We start from the raw sequence: 18,890 nt of genomic DNA on the forward strand, positions 1-18,890 counted from the left end.
CGAAGGAAACAACGACCGGAATCGGGACAGAATTCCCACGTCGCTCCCTGTTTTTCGAGATCTTGCAGTATCCTGCCCCGCCACCCCCGACGACGTAGGAGGCGGCGTGCCGCAGGAACGCGAAGAGGTGCAGGTCAGGCCTGGCGTGGAGGCCGATCTGGAGTCCCTCACGGAGCTGTACAACCACTACGTCCGTGAGACCGCCGTCACATTCGACACGGCGCCTATCACCCCGGTGGAGCGCCGCTCGTGGCTGCGCTCCCACCCTGAAGACGGGCCGTACCGGCTTCTGGTTGCCTGGACTGGCGATCGAATGGCCGGATACGCCACAAGTAGCCCGTTCCGTCCCAAACCGGCGTACGCGACGTCGGTGGAGGTCAGCGTCTACCTCGCGCCGCACGCGGTCGGCCGGGGCGTGGGCACGCTCCTCTACGAGTCCCTGTTCGCGGCGCTGGCCGACGAGCCGGTCCACCGGGCCTTCGCCGGCATCGCCCTGCCGAACGAGGCCTCGGTCCGCCTCCACGAGCGCTTCGGCTTCCGCCGCGTCGGGGAGTTCACGGAGGCGGGCTGGAAGTTCGGCCGCTACTGGGACGTCCGCTGGTACGAGAAGCGCCTGGGCCACCGCCCGTCCGGGTGAGGCGGCGGCATATTCCGGCGGCACGGGACAGACCTGCTCCAGCATCGGAGGGTCGCTTGTGCCGCCCGGCCGGCGGCGCCCACACTGAAGGAGGTGCTGCACCATGACCGCTCTCGCCCACGAGACGCTGGAGGCCACGATGTCGAAGGTCACGACCCCCCCGTCGGACCTGGACGACGTCCTGTGGCAGGCATGGAAGGCCATGGAACTCCCCGAGGGCTACCGCGCCGAGATCGTCGAGGGGTTCATCGAGGTGTCACCCACTGGCCGCTACTCACACGGACGGGTCGCGAACCGGCTGAGGGACGCGTTGGTCGTCCTGCTCGCTCGTAGCGAGTTCGCCGCCCACCAGGACATGAACGTCCTTCACCACCGCAAGGTGTGGATCCCCGACGTGTTCATCGCCCTGAGGGATGCCGAGGAACACGTCACCGAGGACGGCCTCGGGATCGACGCCTCCGCGGTCCAGCTGATCGTCGAAGTCGTCTCCCCCGGCAGTGACAGCATCACGCGCGACCGTACCCGCAAGCGGCGCGCGTACGCGCGGGCCGGGATTGCCGTCTACGTCCTCGTCGACGACTACGACGCGGGCGGCACCGTCACGGTGCTCAGCTCACCCGATCCGAAGAAGGGCGTCTACGACGACGAGGTGCGGACGCCCTACGGCAGCGCGGCCGTCATCCCCTCCGGCCCCGCCAAGGGGTTCGCCATCGGCGAGGACGTCACCGGGCCCCTCCGGACGGCCTAGCCGAACTGCAGGGAGCGCTTCGAGAGGCCCATCCAGAAGCCGTCGACCGGGGTGCGCTGGGCGGTGAGGTCGGCTTCGGCCGCGCCGAGGGTGACGAAGAGCGGGGCGAAGTGCTCCGTACGGGGGTGGGCGAGGCGGCCCGCCGGGGACTTGGTCTCGAAGTCGAGCAGGGCGTCGACGTCGGCGCCGGCCAGGGCTTCGCGGCCCCAGGCATCGAACTCCGCCGACCAGCCGGGCACGCCGGGGCCGGGGTGGCGCAGCGCGGCCAGGTTGTGGGTGAAGAAGCCGCTGCCGACGATCAGGACCCCTTCGTCGCGCAGCGGGGCGAGCTTGCGCCCGATGTCCATCAGCCGGGCCGGGTCCAGGGTGGGCATGGAGATCTGGAGCACCGGTATGTCGGCCTCCGGGTACATCTCGACGAGGGGGACGTAGGCGCCGTGGTCCAGCCCGCGGTCCGGTATGTCCTGGACCGGGGTGCCGGGGGCGCGCAGGAGGGCGCGGACCGAGGCGGCGAGCTCCGGGGCGCCAGGGGCTCCGTAGCGCACCTGGTAGTAGTGCTCGGGGAAGCCCCAGAAGTCGTACACGAGCGGGACGGGTGCGGTGGCGCCGAGGGCGAGCGGGGCCTCCTCCCAGTGGGCGGAGACCATCAGGATCGCGCGCGGCCGGGGCAGCCCGGCGGACCAGGCGGCGAGCTCGGCCGGCCAGTGGGGGTCGTCGGCGAGCGGCGGGGCGCCGTGGCTGAGGTAGAGCGCGGGCATGCGGGCGGGGCTCGGGGCGGGGGCGCCGGTGGGGCCGGTGGGGCCGGGGGTGGGTGCGGGGGTCATCAGGGCGCTCCTCGTTGCTCCGTTCGGGGCTGCCGTGAAAAGACTAACCCCGCTTCGTTCAAATTTGAACGAAGCGGGGTTCTCAGTCATTCCCCTGCCGGTGGCGGCCCCGTCAGTGGGCGATCACCGGGACCTTGAGCTCGGCGTCGTCCTCGGAGCCCGAGCCGGAGGCCACGGGGCCGCCGGAGCCGGGACGGCCGGTGGTGATCAGGGTGAAGGCGAGGGTCGCGCTGACCACGAGGATGCCGACGGCCCACCAGATCGCGGACGAGTAGCCCTCGACCATGGCGCGGGCCTGCACCAGCTGCGCCGCCGGGCCGCCCGCCGCGGCCTCGGCCGCGTGGTCGGTCAGGTACGCGGTCGTCGCCGAGGCGGCGATGGTGTTCAGCAGGGCGGTGCCGATCGCGCCGCCGACCTGCTGCGAGGTGTTGACCATGGCCGAGGCCACGCCGGCGTCGGCCGGGTTCACCCCGTACGTGGCCAGGGACATCGCGGGCATGAACGCCGTACCCATGCCCAGGCCCAGCAGCAGCTGCGCCGGGAGGATCAGCGCCGGGTAGGAGGAGCCGACCTCGAGCTGCGTCAGCAGCAGCATGCCGGTGGCGGCGAGCAGGAAGCCCGGGCCCATCAGCAGGCGCGGTGCGACGCGGGTCATCAGGCGGGCGCCGATCTGGGTGGAGCCCGTGATCATGCCCGCGATCATCGGCAGGAAGGCGAAGCCGGTCTTGACGGGCGAGAAGCCCTTCACGACCTGGAGGTAGTAGGTGAGGAAGAGGAACAGGCCGAACATGGAGATGACGGCCAGACCGAGGGAGAGGTAGACGCCGCCGCGGTTGCGCTCCATCAGGACGCGCAGGGGCAGCAGCGGGGACTTCACGCGGGACTCGACGTAGACGAAGGCGGCGAGCAGCACGACGGAGGCGACGAACAGGGCCACGGTCGTGGTGTCCGACCAGCCCGCGGACTCGGCGCGGGTGAAGCCGTACACGAGCGAGACGAGACCGAGGGTCGAGAGGACCACGCCGGGGATGTCGAGCGGGGCGCGGTTACGGCTGCCCGCCGGCTCGCGGATGATCATCCAGGCGCCCACGGCGGCGACGATGGCGAAGGGGATGTTGACGAAGAAGGTCCAGCGCCAGTTGAGGTACTCGGTGAGGAAGCCGCCGAGGATCAGGCCGACGGCGCCGCCGCCGCCCGCGATCGCGCCGTAGATGCCGAAGGCCTTGGCCCGCTCCTTGGCGTCGGTGAAGCTGACGGCGAGCAGGGAGAGCGCGGCCGGGGCGAGCAGGGCTCCGAAGGCGCCCTGGAGGGCGCGGGCGCCCAGCATCATGGCCTCGCCGGTGGCGGCGCCGCCCAGCGCGGAGGCCAGGGCGAAGCCGATGAGGCCGGTGACGAAGGCGTTCTTACGGCCCCACTTGTCGGCGATGCGGCCGCCGAAGAGGAGCAGTCCGCCGAAGGCCAGCGCGTACGCGGTGATGACCCACTGGCGGTTGCCGTCCGAGATGCCGAGATCGGTCTGGGCGGAGGGGAGGGCGATGTTCACGATGGTCGCGTCGAGGACGACCATCAGCTGTGCCAAGGCTATGAAGACGAGTGCCTTCCACCGATTGGGGTCGGCGGCAGCCGGCGGCGTCGCGGCTGTTTTTGACATGGGGGTACCCACTCACTGTGCGGAATGACTGAAAACGACCGGAAGGGATGGAAGGGACTGAAAGTCCGGAAGCGCGAGGAAAAGGCTAGTTAACGATGCTTTGCGGCGTCACATGGTTTTACGGCGCAGGTCTTCCAACGTAGCTGCCGCGCCGGGCAGTTCGGAGCGTGCGGGCGCCCGCAGCCCGTCCAGGAAGAGCTGGAGGTGGCGGTGGGCGAAGCGGTCCGCGTCCAGGCAGCCGGTCCCCGGCAGGGGGCGGCTCAGCTGGGACAGGGCCACCATCAGGTCACCGACGCCGATGTCGGCGCGCACCAGGCCGGAGCCCTGCCCGGCGGTGAGCAGGGTGTCCACGGCGGCCTCCAACGCGTCGCGGGCCGCGTGGAGTTCGGGGTGGTCCCCGTCGAAGCCGTCGGAGAGCATCGGACACAGGGCACCGATCCGCTCGTCGGCCGCGGCGTGGGTGAACCGGCAGAGCGCGGCGAAGGCGTCCGGCTCCTCGGCGAGGGAGTCCTCGGCGTGGACGGTGACCCGGTCCATCACGTAGAGCACCACGTGGTGGACGAGGGCGGCCCGGTCGGGGAAGTGCCGGTAGAGGGTGGCGTTGCCGATGCCGGCCCGGCGCGCGATCTCGTCGAGCGGGGCCTGCGAGCCGAACTCCACGAACATCTCGCGGGCCGCCACCAGGATCCGCTCGCGGTTGCGGACGGCGTCGGCGCGCGGCTTCGGCACCCGGCCGGGGGCGCCGGCGCCGCCGGCCAGGTCCACGACCGCCCCGGGGGCGGCCGCCGTCGTGCGGCTGGTGCTCATCATGGCGGGGCCTCCCTGGGGCTGGGACTCGTACGACCACCCGGACCGGACCGAACCGGGGAGTCGGTCCCCGCTTCGTGGGGACTCCCATGCAAACGGGGATTGCGTCCCCGGTTATTTCACTCTCGCGCGTGACCTGGGTCACATGAAGACATGGGGTTTTTGTCCCGTTTGGCCTCTTTCGGCGCGCGGGCGTGTCGCAGCCGTTGGAGGGTGAGCGAACAGAGCGCAGACCGGACCCGGCCGGCTGCCGCGGACCCGAAGGCGATCTCCATGCCGCAGACCCGCCACCGGATACGCAGACCCTGCCGCACCAGCGCGTACATCGGTCTCACGGCGCTGGCCCTCGGAGTCACCGCCACCGCCAGCGCGGGGATATCCGGGCGCGGTCACTCGGCGGCCGGCCCCGTGGCCGCCACCGCCGAATCTGCGCTCGCGCCCTGCCGGATCACCGGGACCATGGGCGTCCAGATGTCCGAGGGACTGCCGACCCCGCCCGGGTACTCGCGCTCGACCGGCGAGGTGCGCGCCCTGAACCTGATGATCGACTTCCCCGACGCCAAGGGCGAGGGCACGGCCCTGGACCGCCTCGCGGAGTTCTTCCCCCAGACCTCCGACTGGTTCCGCACCAGCTCCTACGGGCGGCTCAGCTACCGGGCCGAGGCCCCGATAAGGAACTGGCTGCGGATGCCGATGCCCTTCGCGGCGTACGGGATAGAGCGCGGGTCCCCCTACGACCCCGGCTACCGCCAGCTCGTCGAGCACATGGCGAAGGCCGCCGACCCCGAGGTGGACTTCAGCCGGTACGACCTGATCAACATCCTGGTCACGCCGAACGCCGGGCCCTCCGCCCTGGACACCGTCCTGTCGGTGACCTTCTCCGGCAACGGCGAGGCCCCGATGGCGGACGGCGTGCCGCTCGCCAACACGTCCTTCGTCTTCAGCCGGCAGGACGACGGCTCGGGCTCCTACCGGGAGACCGGCTACCGGGTGCTGCCGCACGAGAACGGGCACGTCTTCGGACTGCCCGATCTGTACACCCCCGACGGGGGCGGCACCGTCGGGCACTGGGACATCATGAGCGAGGACTGGGGCGCCAACAACGACCTCCTCGGCTGGCACAAGTGGAAGCTGGGCTGGCTCGACGGCAACCAGATCAGCTGCGCCTCCAAGCCGGGCATCAGCGACCACGTCCTGTCGCCGCTCGCCGTGGAGGGCGGTACGAAGCTGGCCTTCGTACCCGTCTCGGAGAGCACCGGGTACGCGGTGGAGGTCCGCACCCGGGCCGGGAACGACGAGGCCGTCTGCAAGCCCGGGGTCCTCGTCTACAAGGTCGACTCGGACGTGGACACCGGCCGCGGGCCGGTCACGGTGTCGGACAGCGCCGGCTCCAGCGGCGGCTGTACGCGGCGGCCCAATGTGCACGCCGAGCTGTCGGACGCGCCGTTCCGGCCGGGCGAGACCTTCACCGACGAGAAGTCGGGCATCAGCGTCTCGGTGGTCGGCGAGCTGCGCAACGGCAGCTTCCAGGTGCGCGTGACCCGGCCCTGAGGCCGCGCACGGGCGGCGTCCGCGGGGCCGGTGGACACCCGGCCCCGCGGACGCGCGCCCCTTTCACCCGGATGCGGGAGGCCTTTCGGCGGCATTGCGGGCGGGAGCCGGGCATGGTCGGACGACTGGTCCACTTCCCCCGGAGGAGCCCGTCGTGACCGCGACCCCCGTCACCCCCGAAGAGCGCCTCGCCGAGGCCGGCCTGAAGCTGCCGCCCGCCCCGGCGCCCGTCGCCGTGTACGTGCCCGCGGTGCTGAGCGGGCACTACGTCCACACCTCCGGCCAGCTGCCCATGGTCGACGGGGCGCTCCCCCTGACCGGCAAGGTGGGCGCCGAGGTCACACCGGAGCAGGGCCACGAACTGGCACGGCTGTGCGCGCTGAACGCTCTGGCCGCCGTCGCCTCGGTCGCCGGGGACCTGTCCGCCGTGAAGCGGGTGGTCAAGGTGGTCGGCTTCGTCGCGAGCGCCCCCGGATTCACCGGCCAGCCGGGCGTGCTGAACGGCGCGAGCGAACTGCTGGGCACCGCCTTCGGCGACGCGGGCATCCACGCCCGCAGCGCCGTCGGCGTGGCGGTCCTGCCCCTGGACTCCCCGGTGGAGGTGGAGCTCACCGTGGAACTGCACACCCCGATGGGGGTGTGAGCGCCCCGTCGCACCCGACGGGCCGGACGGGGTTCCACGCCCGCACCGACCTCCCGGTACGCACCCCGAAACCGGGCCGCGAAGGCCCGCCCTGATCCGCTACCCTGTCCACTGGGCCGCCCTCACCGGCGGCCCGTGCCTTCGTAGCTCAGGGGATAGAGCACCGCTCTCCTAAAGCGGGTGTCGCAGGTTCGAATCCTGCCGGGGGCACACGGACGGAAGACCCTCAGCCGATCTCGGCTGGGGGTCTTCGTCGTACAGGGCTGCGACGATCAAGCTAACTGAGTAATGTACTTAGTTATGGATTTCACTGTTATCGCGAACGCGGTCGAGGTGGATGACGGCGTCAAGCGCGTCTCCATGCGCTTCATCAAGAAGTACGCCGCGCCCGGCCGCGCCCGGCTCAGCCCTGAACTCTGCGAGAAGATCACAGCAGCCCTCGACACCCAAGGGCTCATCACCGTGCCCAGGACGCTGCCGACGTCCGAGAACGAGTTCATCTTCGTCATCGAGAAGGACAGCCCACTGGGGCAGGCAGTCAAATTCGCCACAATCGGTGCACAACTCGACAAGGCGGGCCTGCCTCTGATTCCACATTTTAGAGACAATTTCCCCGCAGCGAAGACGCATTACCTGTAGCGGCCGGGGAGTCAACTTCCTTCGCATCTTTGGAATTGTCGGACAGTCAGCCTGCGACGCGTGCTACTTTCGTGCCCAAGCAGAGCTCGGGTTACTCCGGAGGCTCTTGAGCGGTCCCCGGCGTAACAGAGAGTTGCAGGGCGATGACCAACTCCGATCCGCAGTCAGGCTTACCTCCCACCCCGGACGGTTTTCCGCTGGATCGTAAATTCCTTAGCTTCGCCCACGCGATCGCCACTTCCCGGATGCCCTGGCTCCCCGTGGTGCCCGCCGACCTGGTCGGGCCCCGCGAAAAGCTCTTCGTCTACGTCCTCGACGAATCGGGGGACGCACAGCGGGGCATGGTGATCGGCGGCCTCCGCTTCCCGTTCCACGCGTGGAACGCGGCGCAGCAGGGATGGCAGGAGTTCTGCCTCGCGTGTTACGCCGACCCCCTCCTGGGCCTGCGGATGGGTGAGCCCCTGCACGCCGTCGAGCTGGGCCGCGGCGCGGACCTTCCCCCCGACCAGCTCGCAGCACGCCGGGGGCTGATCCCGGCTGGACTGAGAGTCGTGCGCGCGCTGCGCGAGGTCACGCCCGTCGCCTACTACCGCCCCGGCGCGACCCGCGAGGCGCTGTACGCGGCGCTCGTCCCGACCATCAACTCCCGGCACGAGGAAGACGGTTCGAAAGGGATCGTCTACTTCGACGGAAACGGGTCGGAGAAGCGGCTGTGGGCCCCCCACCAGGCCCTGAAGGTCCGTCACATCGACGGCCCGAACCTTCGGCCGGACCATGACATGCCGCTGCTCCAGGCGGCCGATTTCGTCGTCCACGCGGCCTACCACTTCCTGGCCCGCAAGCCCGGGCGCGAGGACCTGTGGGACCTGTTCCCGACCCTCCTCCCGCAGGCCGAAGGGCCGGAGCTGCTGTGACCCCGCACGCCAACTGATCTTTACCGACCATCTGACGGAGGTTCCATGTCCCATCCCGTACCGCAGAGCGTCACCGTCGAGTGGGGGTCCGAGAAGGTCCCCATCTCGAACGTCGAGCAGAGCCTGCCCAGCCCGTCCTCCGCCGAGGACCGCGCCGAGGTCCTGGCAGCGGGGGCCGCCAACCCGCTGATGCCGCTGCCCGAAGAGGCCCTGCGGGCCGTCGGGCGCGGTGTGGTCTCGCCCGGGAGTACGGCCGTGCAGCTGCGACCGGCCGATCAGCAGCCGGGCGGGCTGCTGATGGAGGAGAACGTCGAGGGCGCGACCCTGCGGTCGGCGGTCACCCGTGTCTGGACGACCGAGCTGTTCCCCGGCATCCAGCCCCGGACCGGGATGGAGGTCATGGAGATCCACGACCCGCAGGTCTCCGGCCTGACCGACGGGGGGCGGCCCTGCGCCGTCGTCCAGTACCGCTTCAAGAGCCTGCAGCACCTGAAGGACCACGTCTGGCAGACGATCCACGGCACGCTCTCGATCAACAACTACGCCACCTCCATCCTCGCCCGGAAGGTCACCCGCAACCTCATCGCGCACCCCGTCGAGTTCACCTTCGAGGACGGCACCGAGCCCTTCCACGCGCTGGTGGTGCGCGACGGGATCACCCGTCTCGCCAGTGCGTGGAAGGTGCTGGCCGGTCCCGCCGCGGACGCCGCCGAGGCGGCCGACCTGGCGCGGGACTCCCTGTTCGGGTCGGTGCCCGCGAAGGGCGCCGGCGGGTCCCTCGCCGAGCGGCTGGCAGCCGCGCGGGGAGCCGTACGGGCCTCCCTGGCCGCCGAGTTCGCCCGCGAGGCGGAGGGTACGGAGCCCGGGCTGCGGGCGATCCAGATCGCGCAGACGTACGTCGTGCCCGCGCAGATCGCCGTCGGTGTGCAGGCCCACCCGGGCCACATGCTCGCCCCCGAGGACGTCTTCGACGACGCGATGCGCTCGATCCTGGCGTCGGTGCACGTCGAGTTCAAGCAGTGGGACGACTCCGCGCAGAACGTCGAGGTCGCGACCCGCGCCCTGAAGCGCGTGATCCAGCAGGGCAACTCCCTCGTCGACACCGACAGCCTCCAGGCCGTCTACGGGCTGGCCATGGGGCGGATCAGCCCGGCCGACTTCCCGCGCGCCTTCGGCAACGAGGAGATCCCCGCCACCGCCCTGTGGCGCGGCGTCTACCTCGTCCACGGCCTGACCCGGCCCGAGCTGATCGAGCAGCTGAAGGACCAGGCCAAGGCGATCAAGGGTGGCAAGCGGATGGGCCTCAAGGGGTTCGCCGAGCTCCTCGGCCCCCTCGTGGACCTGCCGTGGCGCAGCTACAAGAAGGCCGTCGCGACGCAGGCCCGGAACGCCTGGAAGAACGGCGGCGTGCTGACCGAGGACGTCATGAAGTCGTGGGAGCCGGTCCCCACCGATGACTTCACCTCGCTCGTGCCGCGCGCCCTGGACGGGGACACGAACGCGCGGTGCACCCTGGCCGTCGCCGGCGGGATGGCGCTGATCGCGGACAAGCTCCTCACCCGCAACGTCGGCTCCGCGCTGCTGGCCTCCCCCGAGAAGGGCGGCGTCCCCTTCCGGGCCGATGTGAACCTGGTCGTCCAGGACCTCGCCCGGCCCGGCAACGAGGAGGGCCTCTGGCTCCTCGCGCTGGCCGCGAACCGCTTCCGGACCGACGAGCTGCCCGAGAACGCCGTCACCTACCGGCAGTTGATCCGAAAGTCGAAGGAGGAGGGCGCGGCCGAGACCCCCGCGTACGTCCACCACAGGGCGGACCTCGACCAGGAGGACAAGGTCGCCCGGGACGCCAACGGCGTGCCCGTCCCCCTGTACCAGTGGGACGTGGTCTGGGCCTCCGACGAGGCGCGGGCGCGCAAGGCCGTCAGCACCCAGACGGGGACGGTGGTCCCGCCGCAGCCGACCGGGCAGGAACCCGCCCAGGCGACGCTGGACACCGCGATGCCCGCCCCCGCCCCGGCCCCGGCTCCGGCTCCGGCCGAGGACAACCGGCCCGCGAGCCAGCGCGCCGCCGACCACCGCCGCGCCCTGCGCCTGGACCTGTCCACCGCCCGGGACTCCCTGGACCAGCTCCGGGAACTCGACCAGAAGGTCGGGGGCCACACCGCGGTGATCGGCGCCGAGGACCTGGAGAGCCTGCGCGAGTCGCTGCTGGCGCTGCTGACCGACGTGGAGAACCTGCGCCGGGTCGTCCACGGCGACGCCGACGGCGCCGGATCCGGATTCGGTGAGGAGGAGGACCTCGTCGACGCCTGAGCCGCCGGGTCAGGCGGCGACTAGGTCGGCGTAGAAGATGACGTTGTTGGTGCGGTGGCCGTCCTTCAGGGGGCCACCGCAGGTCAGGAGGCGGAGTTCCGGGCGGTCGGTGGGGCCGTAGACCTTGTCGGTCGGGAAGTCCTTCTTGTCGACGTCCTCGATCTCGCGGATCCGGAACTTTGCCGTCCTGCCGTCCTCGCGGGAGACCTCGACGAGGTCGCCGAGCCGGATCTTCTTGACGTCCTTCATGAGGGCCGGGCCGTGCCTGGTGTCGAAGTGGGCGACCAGGACGGAGACGCCCTTCTCGCCCGGGGTGACGCCCCCGGTCCACCAGCCCGGGCTGTCCGCGTCGGTGTCGGCGTCGGGGACGCCGAGTTCGCCGGTGGCGGGGTCGACCGTGAGGCCGACCATCTTCTTCGCGTCCACGCCCGCCGCGTCGATCTTCATGCCGGTCGGCTTCGAGGGCTCCAGCGCCGGGGTGGTCCGCGCCACCGGGGAGGCGGCGGCGGTGCTGCCGACCTCGGGGTCCGGGGGCAGCTTCGCAGCGCCGCCGGGGCCGCCTCCGCAGGCCGCGAGGCTGCCGGTGACGGTGAGCGCGAGGGCGGTGGCGGTGAGCACGCGGCGGACGGGACGGGTGCGGCGGACGGGGCGGGTGGCGGTGCGGGGCATGCCCTCACGCTACGAGGGTCATGTTCTGGCCGTACGTCGGCAATGTAACGGTTGTCCGGATGGTTCCTCTCGAAGGTGTGAAGGGATGACGAAAGCCCTCCCGGCGGCGCCGGGAGGGCTGCGTACGTCATGACGGGGAGGGGCAGGCGCGCCCGTCAGCTCAGACCTCTGCTGCGTTCGCCGATCCGGTCGCCCTGCGGGGTTCCGGCCCGCTTGAGGGCCGCCTTGGTGTGGGCCCCGCCCTTGACCTTGCTCCGGATCGGACCGTCGAAGCCGTGACCCGTGCGCGGTACGGCGAGGTGTTCCGCCGCCTTCGCGATCGCTGCCTGGACGTCCTGCTTCTGCTCTTTGCTCATCCCGTCGTCAACTCCCTCGGGAAGCACCCAATCGGACTACTGGGATCGTATGCAGATATATGGGGCATCGCACCCGGGCAGAACGTAAAGAATCCTGGATCAAGGCCGTTCCGGTGCGCCCACGGCCGCACGGATCAGTTCCTCCGGGCAGGGCGTCCCCCGCGGGAGCTGGTACTTCGCCGCGATCCGGTACTGGCCGGGCGCCGGGGCCAGCAGCTCCGTCCACACGTCCCCGGTGTCGTCGGGAGCGGCCTTGAAGAGGCAGCCGGACGTGTTCGCGTACTCCTTCGGTACGGCGGCCGCGCCCCGCGCCTTCGAGGCGAACGTCTCCTGCGGGGGCGGTACGGCCTTGCCCGCGCCGTCCACCAGCCCCAGCCACGGCGAGTGCGGGATCCGCACGAGCACCCGGCCCCGCTCCCGTACGTCGACGACGAGCTGGTCGGCGCCCGCCCGCACCACGCTCGCCGGCCCGGACACCAGGTCCGTCGGCTCGGCCACCTTGAACAGCCGCCAGTTCTGGTCCCCCCACACCTGCTCGAGGTACGGGAGCCCCGCGCCCACGAGCTTCGCCTCCGCCTCCCCGCCCGAGTCGGGTTTGTCGGCGGGCAGCACCACGTAGTGCACGGCCCAGCGCTCCAGCCAGGCCCGGTAGCTGTCGGCGGTGAGGGTGTCGTCGTAGAAGAGCGGGTTGCGCTCCAGGTCGGCCTGCCGGTTCCAGCCGCGCGCGAGGTTCACGTACGCCGGGAAGGCCGAGGACTCGCGGTGACTGCTGGCCGGGACCACCTCGACGCGGCCCCGGTCGGCGCCGGCCCGCTGGAGCTGGTCGACCAGCGGGGCCAGCTCGCGGCTCCAGGCGGCCAGCGGGGTGGTGCGGACGACGTCGGTGACGCTGTTGGTGGTGATCCAGGCGGTCAGCCCGACGAAGGCGAGCAGCACCGCGTACCAGTGCCGCGAGCGCGGGACCGCGTGGGGCAGTGCCGCGAGGAGCACGGCGCCGCCGAAGAGCATCACCAGGCGGGTGACGTTCGAGCCGACCTGGGAGTCGATCGCCCAGGTCAGGAACACGCCGAGGGTGTAGACGGCCGAGGCGGTCCGGACCGTCCGCCACCCCTTGGGCGCGAGGAGGACCACGGCCAGGCCGAAGACGAACGGCAGCCAGGCCGAGCCCAGCTTCATCGGCTGGGTCCCCGAGAAGGGGAACAGCCAGGCGGAGAGCCCGACGACGGCCACCGGGGCCAGCCCCAGCGCGTACGCCCCCGGCCGCCGCCGGCTCAGGAACAGCGCGGCGGCGATCACCCCGAGGAACAGCCCGGCGACCGGGCTCGCGGCGGTGGCCAGCCCGGCCAGCGGCGCGGCGACGGCGGCCTTGGCCCAGCGGCGCCGGGCCCACTTGCGCGGCCAGCAGAAGACGGCGGCGACGGCGCCGAGGGCGAACAGGACGCCGAGCCCGAAGGTGACCCGGCCGGAGAGCGCGTTGCACAGCAGGCCGTAGACCCCGGCCAGGGCGGGCCACAGGGGGCGCCGGACGGCGCCGCGGCAGCGGGTGAGGATCAGGGCGAGGAGCGCGGCCGAGGCGGTCCCGGCGAGCATCATCGTGGTCCGCACACCGATCATGTGCATGACGTACGGGGAGATCACGCTGTACGACACGGGGTGCATGCCCCCGTACCAGGCCAGGTTGTACGCCGTGTCGGGGTGGCGGCCGACGAACTCCGCCCACGCGTCCTGCGCGGCGAGGTCCCCGCCGCTGTTGGCGAAGCTGAAGAACCAGACGACGTGCAGCAGGGCGGCCACGGCGGTGGCGACGGCCACCGGGTGGCGGTGGGCGGCCGCCAGGACGCGGGTACGGGTACGGGCAGCCGGACGGGCGCCGCCTATGCCCTCGTCGGCTCCGGCGGGCCCCTCGCCCTGCTGCTCCTGCTGGCCCTGCCGGCCCTGCTGCTCAGCTGTGGTCACGACCGACGCTCTCTCCCCGACATCCGTCCCGGCACCCTAGACGCGCCGCGGCGCCCCGGGGTTGCCCGGGGCGCCGGTCCGGGCGCGTGCGCGGTCAGCCGATGCGGGTCAGCTTGCTGCCGATGCCCGGCGTGGTCAGCTCGCCCTTCAGCGCCACGGGCACCTTCACCTGACTGGCGCCCTCGCCGACCGTCAGCACGCCGACCGGGGTGCCGGCCTTGGCCTCCGACGGGATCGGGGTGCCGCCGTCGCCCAGCTTGAGGTCGACCGTCAGCGAGGACCAGCCGACCGCCTGGACGTCGGCGGTGGCGACGACCGGCGTCCGGCCGCCGAGGCCGTCGTCGACGTAGCCGACGACCGCGCCCTTCTTGACGACCGTCGCGCCCTCGATGGCCTTCTGGGTGGCGATGAGCAGCGACTTGCTCGCGGCGATGACGCTGTCGATGATCGGCGGCTTGTGCTGGCCGAGGACGGCTCCGACGATCAGCTGGTTGGTGTCGCCGACCTTCTTCTGCGCGGCGAAGAGGAGGTTTCCGCCGGCCTTGGTCGTCGTACCGGTCTTGATGCCGAGGGAGTCGTACATGGGAACCAGACGGTTCCAGTTCGGCCAGGCCTTGCCGTACGGGTCGGTCCAGCTGGGCATGCGGGTGATGTCCACCAGGGCCGGGATCTCGACGATCTTCAGACCCAGCTTCACCTGGTCCTCGGCGGTGCTGACCGTGGTCGCGTCCAGGCCGGAGGGGTCGGTGTAGGTGGTGTTCGTCATGCCGAGTTCCTTGGCGGTGGCGTTCATCTTCTTGACGAACTCCTCCTGGGAACCGGCGTCCCAGCGCGCCAGCAGCCGGGCGATGTTGTTGGCCGAGGGGATCATGAGGGCGGCGATCGCGTCGTACTCCGAGAGCTTGTCGCCCTCCTTGACCGTGTTGAGGGTGGACTCGTTGTCCGACTTGTCCTTCTGGCCCTCGGTCTCGGCGGTCTTGTCGATGTCGATCATCTTGCCCTTCTCCCCCTTCTTGAAGGGGTGGTCGCGCATGATGATGTACGCCGTCATCGACTTCGTGACACTGGCGATCGGCACCGGCTTCTGCTCGCCGGAACTGCCGATCGTGCCGAGGCCCGCGGCGGCCATGGAGGCCTGCCCCTCGGTGGGCCAGGGCAGCTCCGGCTTGCCGCCGGGGAAGGCGTACGAGGACTTCGCGGTCATCACGAGCTGCGGCGCGGGCAGCGGGCGTACCAGCTGCACGACGGCCAGCACGACGGCCAGGAGCAGCACGACCGGGGCGTAGATCTTGAACCGCCGGACCGTGGTGCGCAGGGGGCTCGGCGGCGGGGGCGGGTTGTTCGTGAGGTCCGCGAGCATGTCCAGCGGCGGGCGCGGCGGCAGCGGCTGCTGCGTGGTGCGCTCGCTGGAGTCGAAGCGGGGCGGAGCCGGGGCCGCGGGCGCGGGCGCGGCCGCGGCCTTCGGCGGGGCCGGCTTCTCCTCACCGCGCAGCGGCACGAAGGTACTGGCGCCGGCCTTAGCGGGAGCCGCACCGGGCTTCACGGCCCGGAAGACGGCCGTACTCTCACTGTCGCCGTCGGCCGGCTTGTTGCCCTGCGGGCCGGGGGCGGGCCGGTCACCCTGCGGGCCGGCGGCGGGCTTGTCCGCCTTCGCCGGACCCGAACCGGGCTTGTCGGCGGACGCCGGGGCCGCACCGGGCTTCACGGCGCGGAAGACCGCCGTGCGCTCGCTGTCGCCCGAGGCGTCCTTGTCGGCCGGCTTGGCAGCGGCACGCGGATCGCCGGAGGCGGGCTTGTCGGCCGGGGCGGAACCGGGCTTGTCGGCAGCGGGAGCCGAGCCCGGCTTCACCGCGCGGAACACGGCCGTGCGCTCACTGTCGCCCGAGGCGGGCTTGCCGTCGCCCTCGCGGCCGGGGGCGGGCTTGCCGGCGGCACGCGGGTCGCCGGAGGCGGGCTTGTCCGCCGCCGCCGGACCCGAACCGGGCTTGTCGGCGGACGCCGGGGCCGCACCGGGCTTCACCGAGCGGAAGACCGCCGTGCGCTCGCTGTCGGCCGGGGCGGGCTTGCCGCCGCCCTCCGGGCCCGAGGCGGGCTTGTCGGCCGCCTCCGGCGACGAAGCGGAGGCAGGCTTGTCAGCCGCCGGACCCGTGCCCGGCTTGTCGGCGGGCGTCGGGGCCGAAGCGGAAGCGGGCTTGTCGGTGCCCTCGCGGCCGGAGGTCGGCTCGGCAGCGGCACGCGGGGTGCCGGACGCCGGGGGCGTCTCGGGCTTCACGGCGCGGAAGACCGCCGTGCGCTCACTGCCACCCGAGGCCGGCTTGGCGTCGCCCTCGCGGCCGGAGGCCGGCTTGGCAGCGGCACGCGGATCACCGGAGGCCGACTCGTCCGCCCGGGACGAAGTGGAGGCGGGCTTGTCGGCGGGCGTCGGGGACGAAGCGGAAGAGGGCTTGTCGGTGCCCTCACGGCCGGAGGTCGGCTCGGCAGCGGCACGCGGGGTGCCGGACGCCGACTCGTCCGGCGGCGAAGCGGAGTCGGGGTTGTCGGCGGACGCCGGATCCGAACCGGGCTTGCCTGCGGACGCCGGGGGCGTCTCGGGCTTCACCGCGCGGAAGACCGCCGTGCGCTCGCTGCCGCCGGAGGCGGGCTCGGCGGCGGCGGGCGGAGAAGCGGAATCCGGGGTCGGGGGCTTCAGCGCCCGGAAGACGGCCGTCCGTTCGGTGTTGTCGGTCGACGGGGAGTCGTCGTCCGGACGCGTCGCCCGGGAGGCCGGCTTCGCGGGGGCCGAGCGGGGGTCCGCCGGGGGCGGGCCCTGGCGGACCACTGGCGGGGGCTCCACCCGACCGGGGGACGGCTCCGGGGCCGTGACGGCCTTGATCGCCTGGGTCTCCGCAGCGGAAGCGGAGCCAGAAGCGGAACCGGCTTCGGCTTCGTCCGCCGGCTCGGCCGTGGCCACCCACGCGGCCACCGCCTCCTTCAGCGGATCGCGGCGGCGCAGCGGCTGGAAGACCGAGAACCTCGGGTCCTGTTCGCCGGAGGACTCCGCCGCCCCCGACGCTCCTTCATCTACCGACTTGTCGGGGGACTCGCCCGCCACCGTTCCTCCTCGATCGCCGTCCGGTCACTGTCCGAACCGTCTAACAGTGTCCCGTCTAGGGGGCATCGCCCACGTGCTAGACGAGAACGACATAGCTGATGGTTCCCCCACAAAGCGGCCAGGCGCTCTCGACAGATGAATGTGAGAGGCGTCACCCTGTCACTCATCCACGCGGGGAGGCATGGATGGGCAAGAGCCGCAGAACGATTCCGGAGGAGCTCCTGCTGCTCGCCTTGGACCCGGCCACGGGTACCACGGCGCAGCCGCAGTCGCTCGACCTCGGCCTGGCCGGGGCACAGCTAGTGGAGCTGGCTCTGGCAGGACGGATAGCCCCTGACGGGGATCGTATCGCCGTGGTGATGCCACGGCCGACAGGAGATCCGACTCTGGACTCCGCACTGGAACTGCTGCGCAGGCGCGGCAGCCCGGTTCGGGCGGTCCACTGGATCGGCGGACCCCGGCTGGGGCTCCGTCAGATCTACCTCGCGCACCTGGAACGCTGCGGCATGGTCCATGCCGTGGCCGGACAGATGTGCGGGGTGCTGCCGACAACTCGCTACCAGGCGACGGACACGGCGATCAGCCGGGAGATCCGTGCCCGGCTCGACACTGCGATCCGCACCGGTGTACCGCCGGACCCGCGGACCGCGGCGCTCGCCGCTCTGGCCCACGCGGTCGGACTCGGCAAGCACCTGTACCCCGGCAACGAGGGGCGGTCGTCCAGGTCCCGGCTGCGGGACCTGATCCGGCACGACCCCATGGGCGGACTCGTGGCGCACGCCGTGATGGACGTCCAGAACGGTGTGGCCGCACAGCCCCGCCGCGACCGTGCTCCGGCCCAGCCGGCGGCGCGGGCGACGGCGAGTGCCGGCGTACCGATGCAGCCGCGCCGGACCGGTGCGATGGCCCGGGCGGCCGCGCACTAGCAGTACACGCACGAGCAGTACGCGCACGCGGGGTCCGCGACACCCCTTGATCCACCCGCGGGCGCCGTTCCAGATCCACCGCACGTCACCGCCGCAACCGGACGTCCCCAGGACCCGGTTCGGGACCCGCCGCCGCGCGGGGCGGTGGGGCCGGTCCGCCGGTCCCGCCGCCCCGCGCGTCCGCATTTCCCGTTCCCCAGCGCCGTCGCACCCTTCGGTGGCAGTCTGCTGAACATCAGACACGCAGCGAGACAGCGACAGAAGAAGGCGGAGGTGCCGTCCCCGTGGCGTCCAATGTCAATCCCACCGTCCGACGCCGCCGACTGGGCATGGAGCTGCGCAAGCTCCGTGAGGACAAGGGCATGACGGCCGAGCAGGTCGCCGAGCGCCTCCTCGTGTCCCAGTCGAAGATCAGCCGCCTGGAGAACGGCCGCCGGTCCATCAGCCAGCGCGACGTCCGCGACCTGTGCGAGGTGTACGAGGTCGAGGACCCCCGCCTCGTGGACTCGCTCATGCAGATGGCGAAGGACTCCCGCCAGCAGGGCTGGTGGCACGCCTTCGGCGACATCCCGTACAGCGTCTACATCGGCCTGGAGACGGACGCCGCCAGCCTGCGCACCTACGAGCCCCAGATGGTCCCCGGGCTGCTCCAGACCCCCGAGTACGCGCAGGCCCTGATCCGCGGCGCGCTGCCCGAGACGGCGCCCGCCGATGTGGAGAAGCGCGTCCAGGTGCGGATGCACCGGCAGAAACGTCTGTCCGAGACGGACAACAACAATCCCGAGGTCGGGCCGCTGCGCCTGTGGGCGGTGATCGACGAGGCGGCGCTGCGCCGGCACGTGGGCGACCCGCAGTTGATGATCCGGCAGCTGGAGTACTTGATAGAGCAGTCGGAGCAGCCGTACATCACGGTGCAGGTGATGCCGTTCTCGATGGGCGCGCATCCGGGGGTCAACGGCCAGTACGCCATTCTGGAATTCCCGGACGCCTCGGACTCGACCGTCGTCTACATCGAAGGCGTCACGAGCGATTTGTACCTGGAGAAGGCCAACGACGTTCAGAAATACAGCGTGATGTACGAGCACCTGCGCGCCCAGGCGCTCAACGTCGACCAGACCCGGCAGTTCATCTCCGAGATCATCGGTCACTACGCGGGCAAGTAGCCGTA

General features: G+C 71.6%; 16 protein-coding genes and 1 tRNA gene. 10 read left to right on the forward strand and 7 right to left on the reverse strand.

What is annotated here, in order from left to right; genetic code table 11:
- The first annotated feature begins 106 nt into the window (after positions 1–106).
- Positions 107–637 carry a GNAT family N-acetyltransferase gene (locus tag OOK31_RS34995; protein WP_267091434.1) on the forward strand — a complete coding sequence of 177 codons (531 nt, stop codon included), beginning with the start codon at positions 107–109 and terminating at the stop codon, positions 635–637.
- A 103-nt stretch (positions 638–740) separates the two neighbouring features.
- Positions 741–1,385: a Uma2 family endonuclease gene (locus tag OOK31_RS35000; protein WP_267091435.1), complete on the forward strand. Its 645-nt coding sequence runs from the start codon at positions 741–743 to the stop codon at positions 1,383–1,385.
- Here the strand turns inward: OOK31_RS35000 and OOK31_RS35005 are convergent.
- The 3 genes from OOK31_RS35005 to OOK31_RS35015 all read right to left on the reverse strand — a co-directional run bounded on the left by OOK31_RS35005 (position 1,382) and on the right by OOK31_RS35015 (position 4,667).
- Positions 1,382–2,143: a dioxygenase gene (locus OOK31_RS35005; RefSeq protein ID WP_267091565.1), complete on the reverse strand. Its 762-nt coding sequence runs from the start codon at positions 2,141–2,143 to the stop codon at positions 1,382–1,384. The two genes, OOK31_RS35000 and OOK31_RS35005, sit on opposite strands and share 4 nt — an antisense overlap.
- A 178-nt stretch (positions 2,144–2,321) precedes the next feature.
- Positions 2,322–3,860 (reverse strand): MFS transporter, encoded by a 1,539-nt coding sequence (locus OOK31_RS35010; protein ID WP_267091436.1) that lies wholly within the window; start codon positions 3,858–3,860, stop codon positions 2,322–2,324.
- Positions 3,861–3,968: 108 nt separating this feature from the next.
- A complete protein-coding gene (locus OOK31_RS35015; RefSeq protein WP_267091566.1) occupies positions 3,969–4,667 on the reverse strand; it encodes a TetR/AcrR family transcriptional regulator in 699 nt (232 codons plus the stop codon).
- A 273-nt stretch (positions 4,668–4,940) separates the two neighbouring features.
- Between OOK31_RS35015 and OOK31_RS35020 the strand changes: the two genes are divergently transcribed.
- From OOK31_RS35020 to OOK31_RS35045, 6 genes are all read left to right on the forward strand, one after another.
- A complete protein-coding gene (locus tag OOK31_RS35020; RefSeq protein ID WP_267091437.1) occupies positions 4,941–6,218 on the forward strand; it encodes a M6 family metalloprotease domain-containing protein in 1,278 nt (425 codons plus the stop codon).
- 154 nt (positions 6,219–6,372) lie between these two features.
- Positions 6,373–6,861, forward strand: a complete 489-nt coding sequence (locus OOK31_RS35025) for a RidA family protein (RefSeq protein WP_267091438.1) — start codon at positions 6,373–6,375, stop codon at positions 6,859–6,861.
- Between the two features lie 137 nt (positions 6,862–6,998).
- Positions 6,999–7,071, forward strand: a tRNA-Arg gene (locus tag OOK31_RS35030).
- A gap of 90 nt (positions 7,072–7,161) precedes the next feature.
- On the forward strand, positions 7,162–7,500 hold the full coding sequence (locus OOK31_RS35035; protein ID WP_267091439.1) for a hypothetical protein: 339 nt from the start codon (positions 7,162–7,164) through the stop codon (positions 7,498–7,500).
- Between the two features lie 245 nt (positions 7,501–7,745).
- Positions 7,746–8,414 carry a DUF3800 domain-containing protein gene (locus OOK31_RS35040; RefSeq protein ID WP_267091440.1) on the forward strand — a complete coding sequence of 223 codons (669 nt, stop codon included), beginning with the start codon at positions 7,746–7,748 and terminating at the stop codon, positions 8,412–8,414.
- Positions 8,415–8,459: 45 nt separating this feature from the next.
- The gene (locus tag OOK31_RS35045) at positions 8,460–10,724 is read left to right on the forward strand and encodes a hypothetical protein (protein WP_267091441.1); all 2,265 of its coding nucleotides are present in this window, start codon (positions 8,460–8,462) and stop codon (positions 10,722–10,724) included.
- A 9-nt stretch (positions 10,725–10,733) separates the two neighbouring features.
- On the opposite strand, the gene OOK31_RS35050 is transcribed toward OOK31_RS35045, so the two are convergent.
- From OOK31_RS35050 to OOK31_RS35065, 4 genes are all read right to left on the reverse strand, one after another.
- The gene (locus OOK31_RS35050) at positions 10,734–11,393 is read right to left on the reverse strand and encodes a sortase (RefSeq protein ID WP_267091442.1); all 660 of its coding nucleotides are present in this window, start codon (positions 11,391–11,393) and stop codon (positions 10,734–10,736) included.
- Between the two features lie 155 nt (positions 11,394–11,548).
- Positions 11,549–11,749, reverse strand: coding sequence for a hypothetical protein (locus OOK31_RS35055; protein WP_267091443.1), 201 nt, complete (start codon positions 11,747–11,749; stop codon positions 11,549–11,551).
- Positions 11,750–11,848: 99 nt separating this feature from the next.
- Positions 11,849–13,585, reverse strand: coding sequence for an MFS transporter (locus tag OOK31_RS35060; protein ID WP_267091567.1), 1,737 nt, complete (start codon positions 13,583–13,585; stop codon positions 11,849–11,851).
- A gap of 214 nt (positions 13,586–13,799) precedes the next feature.
- Positions 13,800–16,796: a D-alanyl-D-alanine carboxypeptidase gene (locus OOK31_RS35065; RefSeq protein WP_267091444.1), complete on the reverse strand. Its 2,997-nt coding sequence runs from the start codon at positions 16,794–16,796 to the stop codon at positions 13,800–13,802.
- 185 nt (positions 16,797–16,981) lie between these two features.
- Between OOK31_RS35065 and OOK31_RS35070 the strand changes: the two genes are divergently transcribed.
- Together OOK31_RS35070 and OOK31_RS35075 are read left to right on the forward strand one after the other, a co-directional pair.
- Positions 16,982–17,722 carry a GPP34 family phosphoprotein gene (locus OOK31_RS35070; protein WP_267091445.1) on the forward strand — a complete coding sequence of 247 codons (741 nt, stop codon included), beginning with the start codon at positions 16,982–16,984 and terminating at the stop codon, positions 17,720–17,722.
- A 284-nt stretch (positions 17,723–18,006) separates the two neighbouring features.
- A complete protein-coding gene (locus OOK31_RS35075; protein WP_267091446.1) occupies positions 18,007–18,885 on the forward strand; it encodes a helix-turn-helix transcriptional regulator in 879 nt (292 codons plus the stop codon).
- Positions 18,886–18,890 lie beyond the last annotated feature (5 nt).

The sequence above is a fragment of the Streptomyces sp. NBC_00249 genome, from assembly GCF_026342355.1.
Taxonomy (GTDB): domain Bacteria; phylum Actinomycetota; class Actinomycetes; order Streptomycetales; family Streptomycetaceae; genus Streptomyces.

Excerpts from the sequence above, each read along its gene's own strand:
- OOK31_RS35000 (WP_267091435.1), top strand. The coding sequence starts at position 741 with ATGACCGCTCTCGCCCACGAGACGCTGGAGGCCACGATGTCGAAGGTC.
- OOK31_RS35005 (WP_267091565.1), bottom strand. The coding sequence starts at position 2,143 with ATGCCCGCGCTCTACCTCAGCCACGGCGCCCCGCCGCTCGCCGACGAC.
- OOK31_RS35010 (WP_267091436.1), bottom strand. The coding sequence starts at position 3,860 with ATGTCAAAAACAGCCGCGACGCCGCCGGCTGCCGCCGACCCCAATCGG.
- OOK31_RS35015 (WP_267091566.1), bottom strand. The coding sequence starts at position 4,667 with ATGAGCACCAGCCGCACGACGGCGGCCGCCCCCGGGGCGGTCGTGGAC.
- OOK31_RS35020 (WP_267091437.1), top strand. The coding sequence starts at position 4,941 with ATGCCGCAGACCCGCCACCGGATACGCAGACCCTGCCGCACCAGCGCG.
- OOK31_RS35035 (WP_267091439.1), top strand. The coding sequence starts at position 7,162 with ATGGATTTCACTGTTATCGCGAACGCGGTCGAGGTGGATGACGGCGTC.
- OOK31_RS35040 (WP_267091440.1), top strand. The coding sequence starts at position 7,746 with ATGCCCTGGCTCCCCGTGGTGCCCGCCGACCTGGTCGGGCCCCGCGAA.
- OOK31_RS35045 (WP_267091441.1), top strand. The coding sequence starts at position 8,460 with ATGTCCCATCCCGTACCGCAGAGCGTCACCGTCGAGTGGGGGTCCGAG.
- OOK31_RS35050 (WP_267091442.1), bottom strand. The coding sequence starts at position 11,393 with ATGCCCCGCACCGCCACCCGCCCCGTCCGCCGCACCCGTCCCGTCCGC.
- OOK31_RS35055 (WP_267091443.1), bottom strand. The coding sequence starts at position 11,749 with ATGAGCAAAGAGCAGAAGCAGGACGTCCAGGCAGCGATCGCGAAGGCG.
- OOK31_RS35070 (WP_267091445.1), top strand. The coding sequence starts at position 16,982 with ATGGGCAAGAGCCGCAGAACGATTCCGGAGGAGCTCCTGCTGCTCGCC.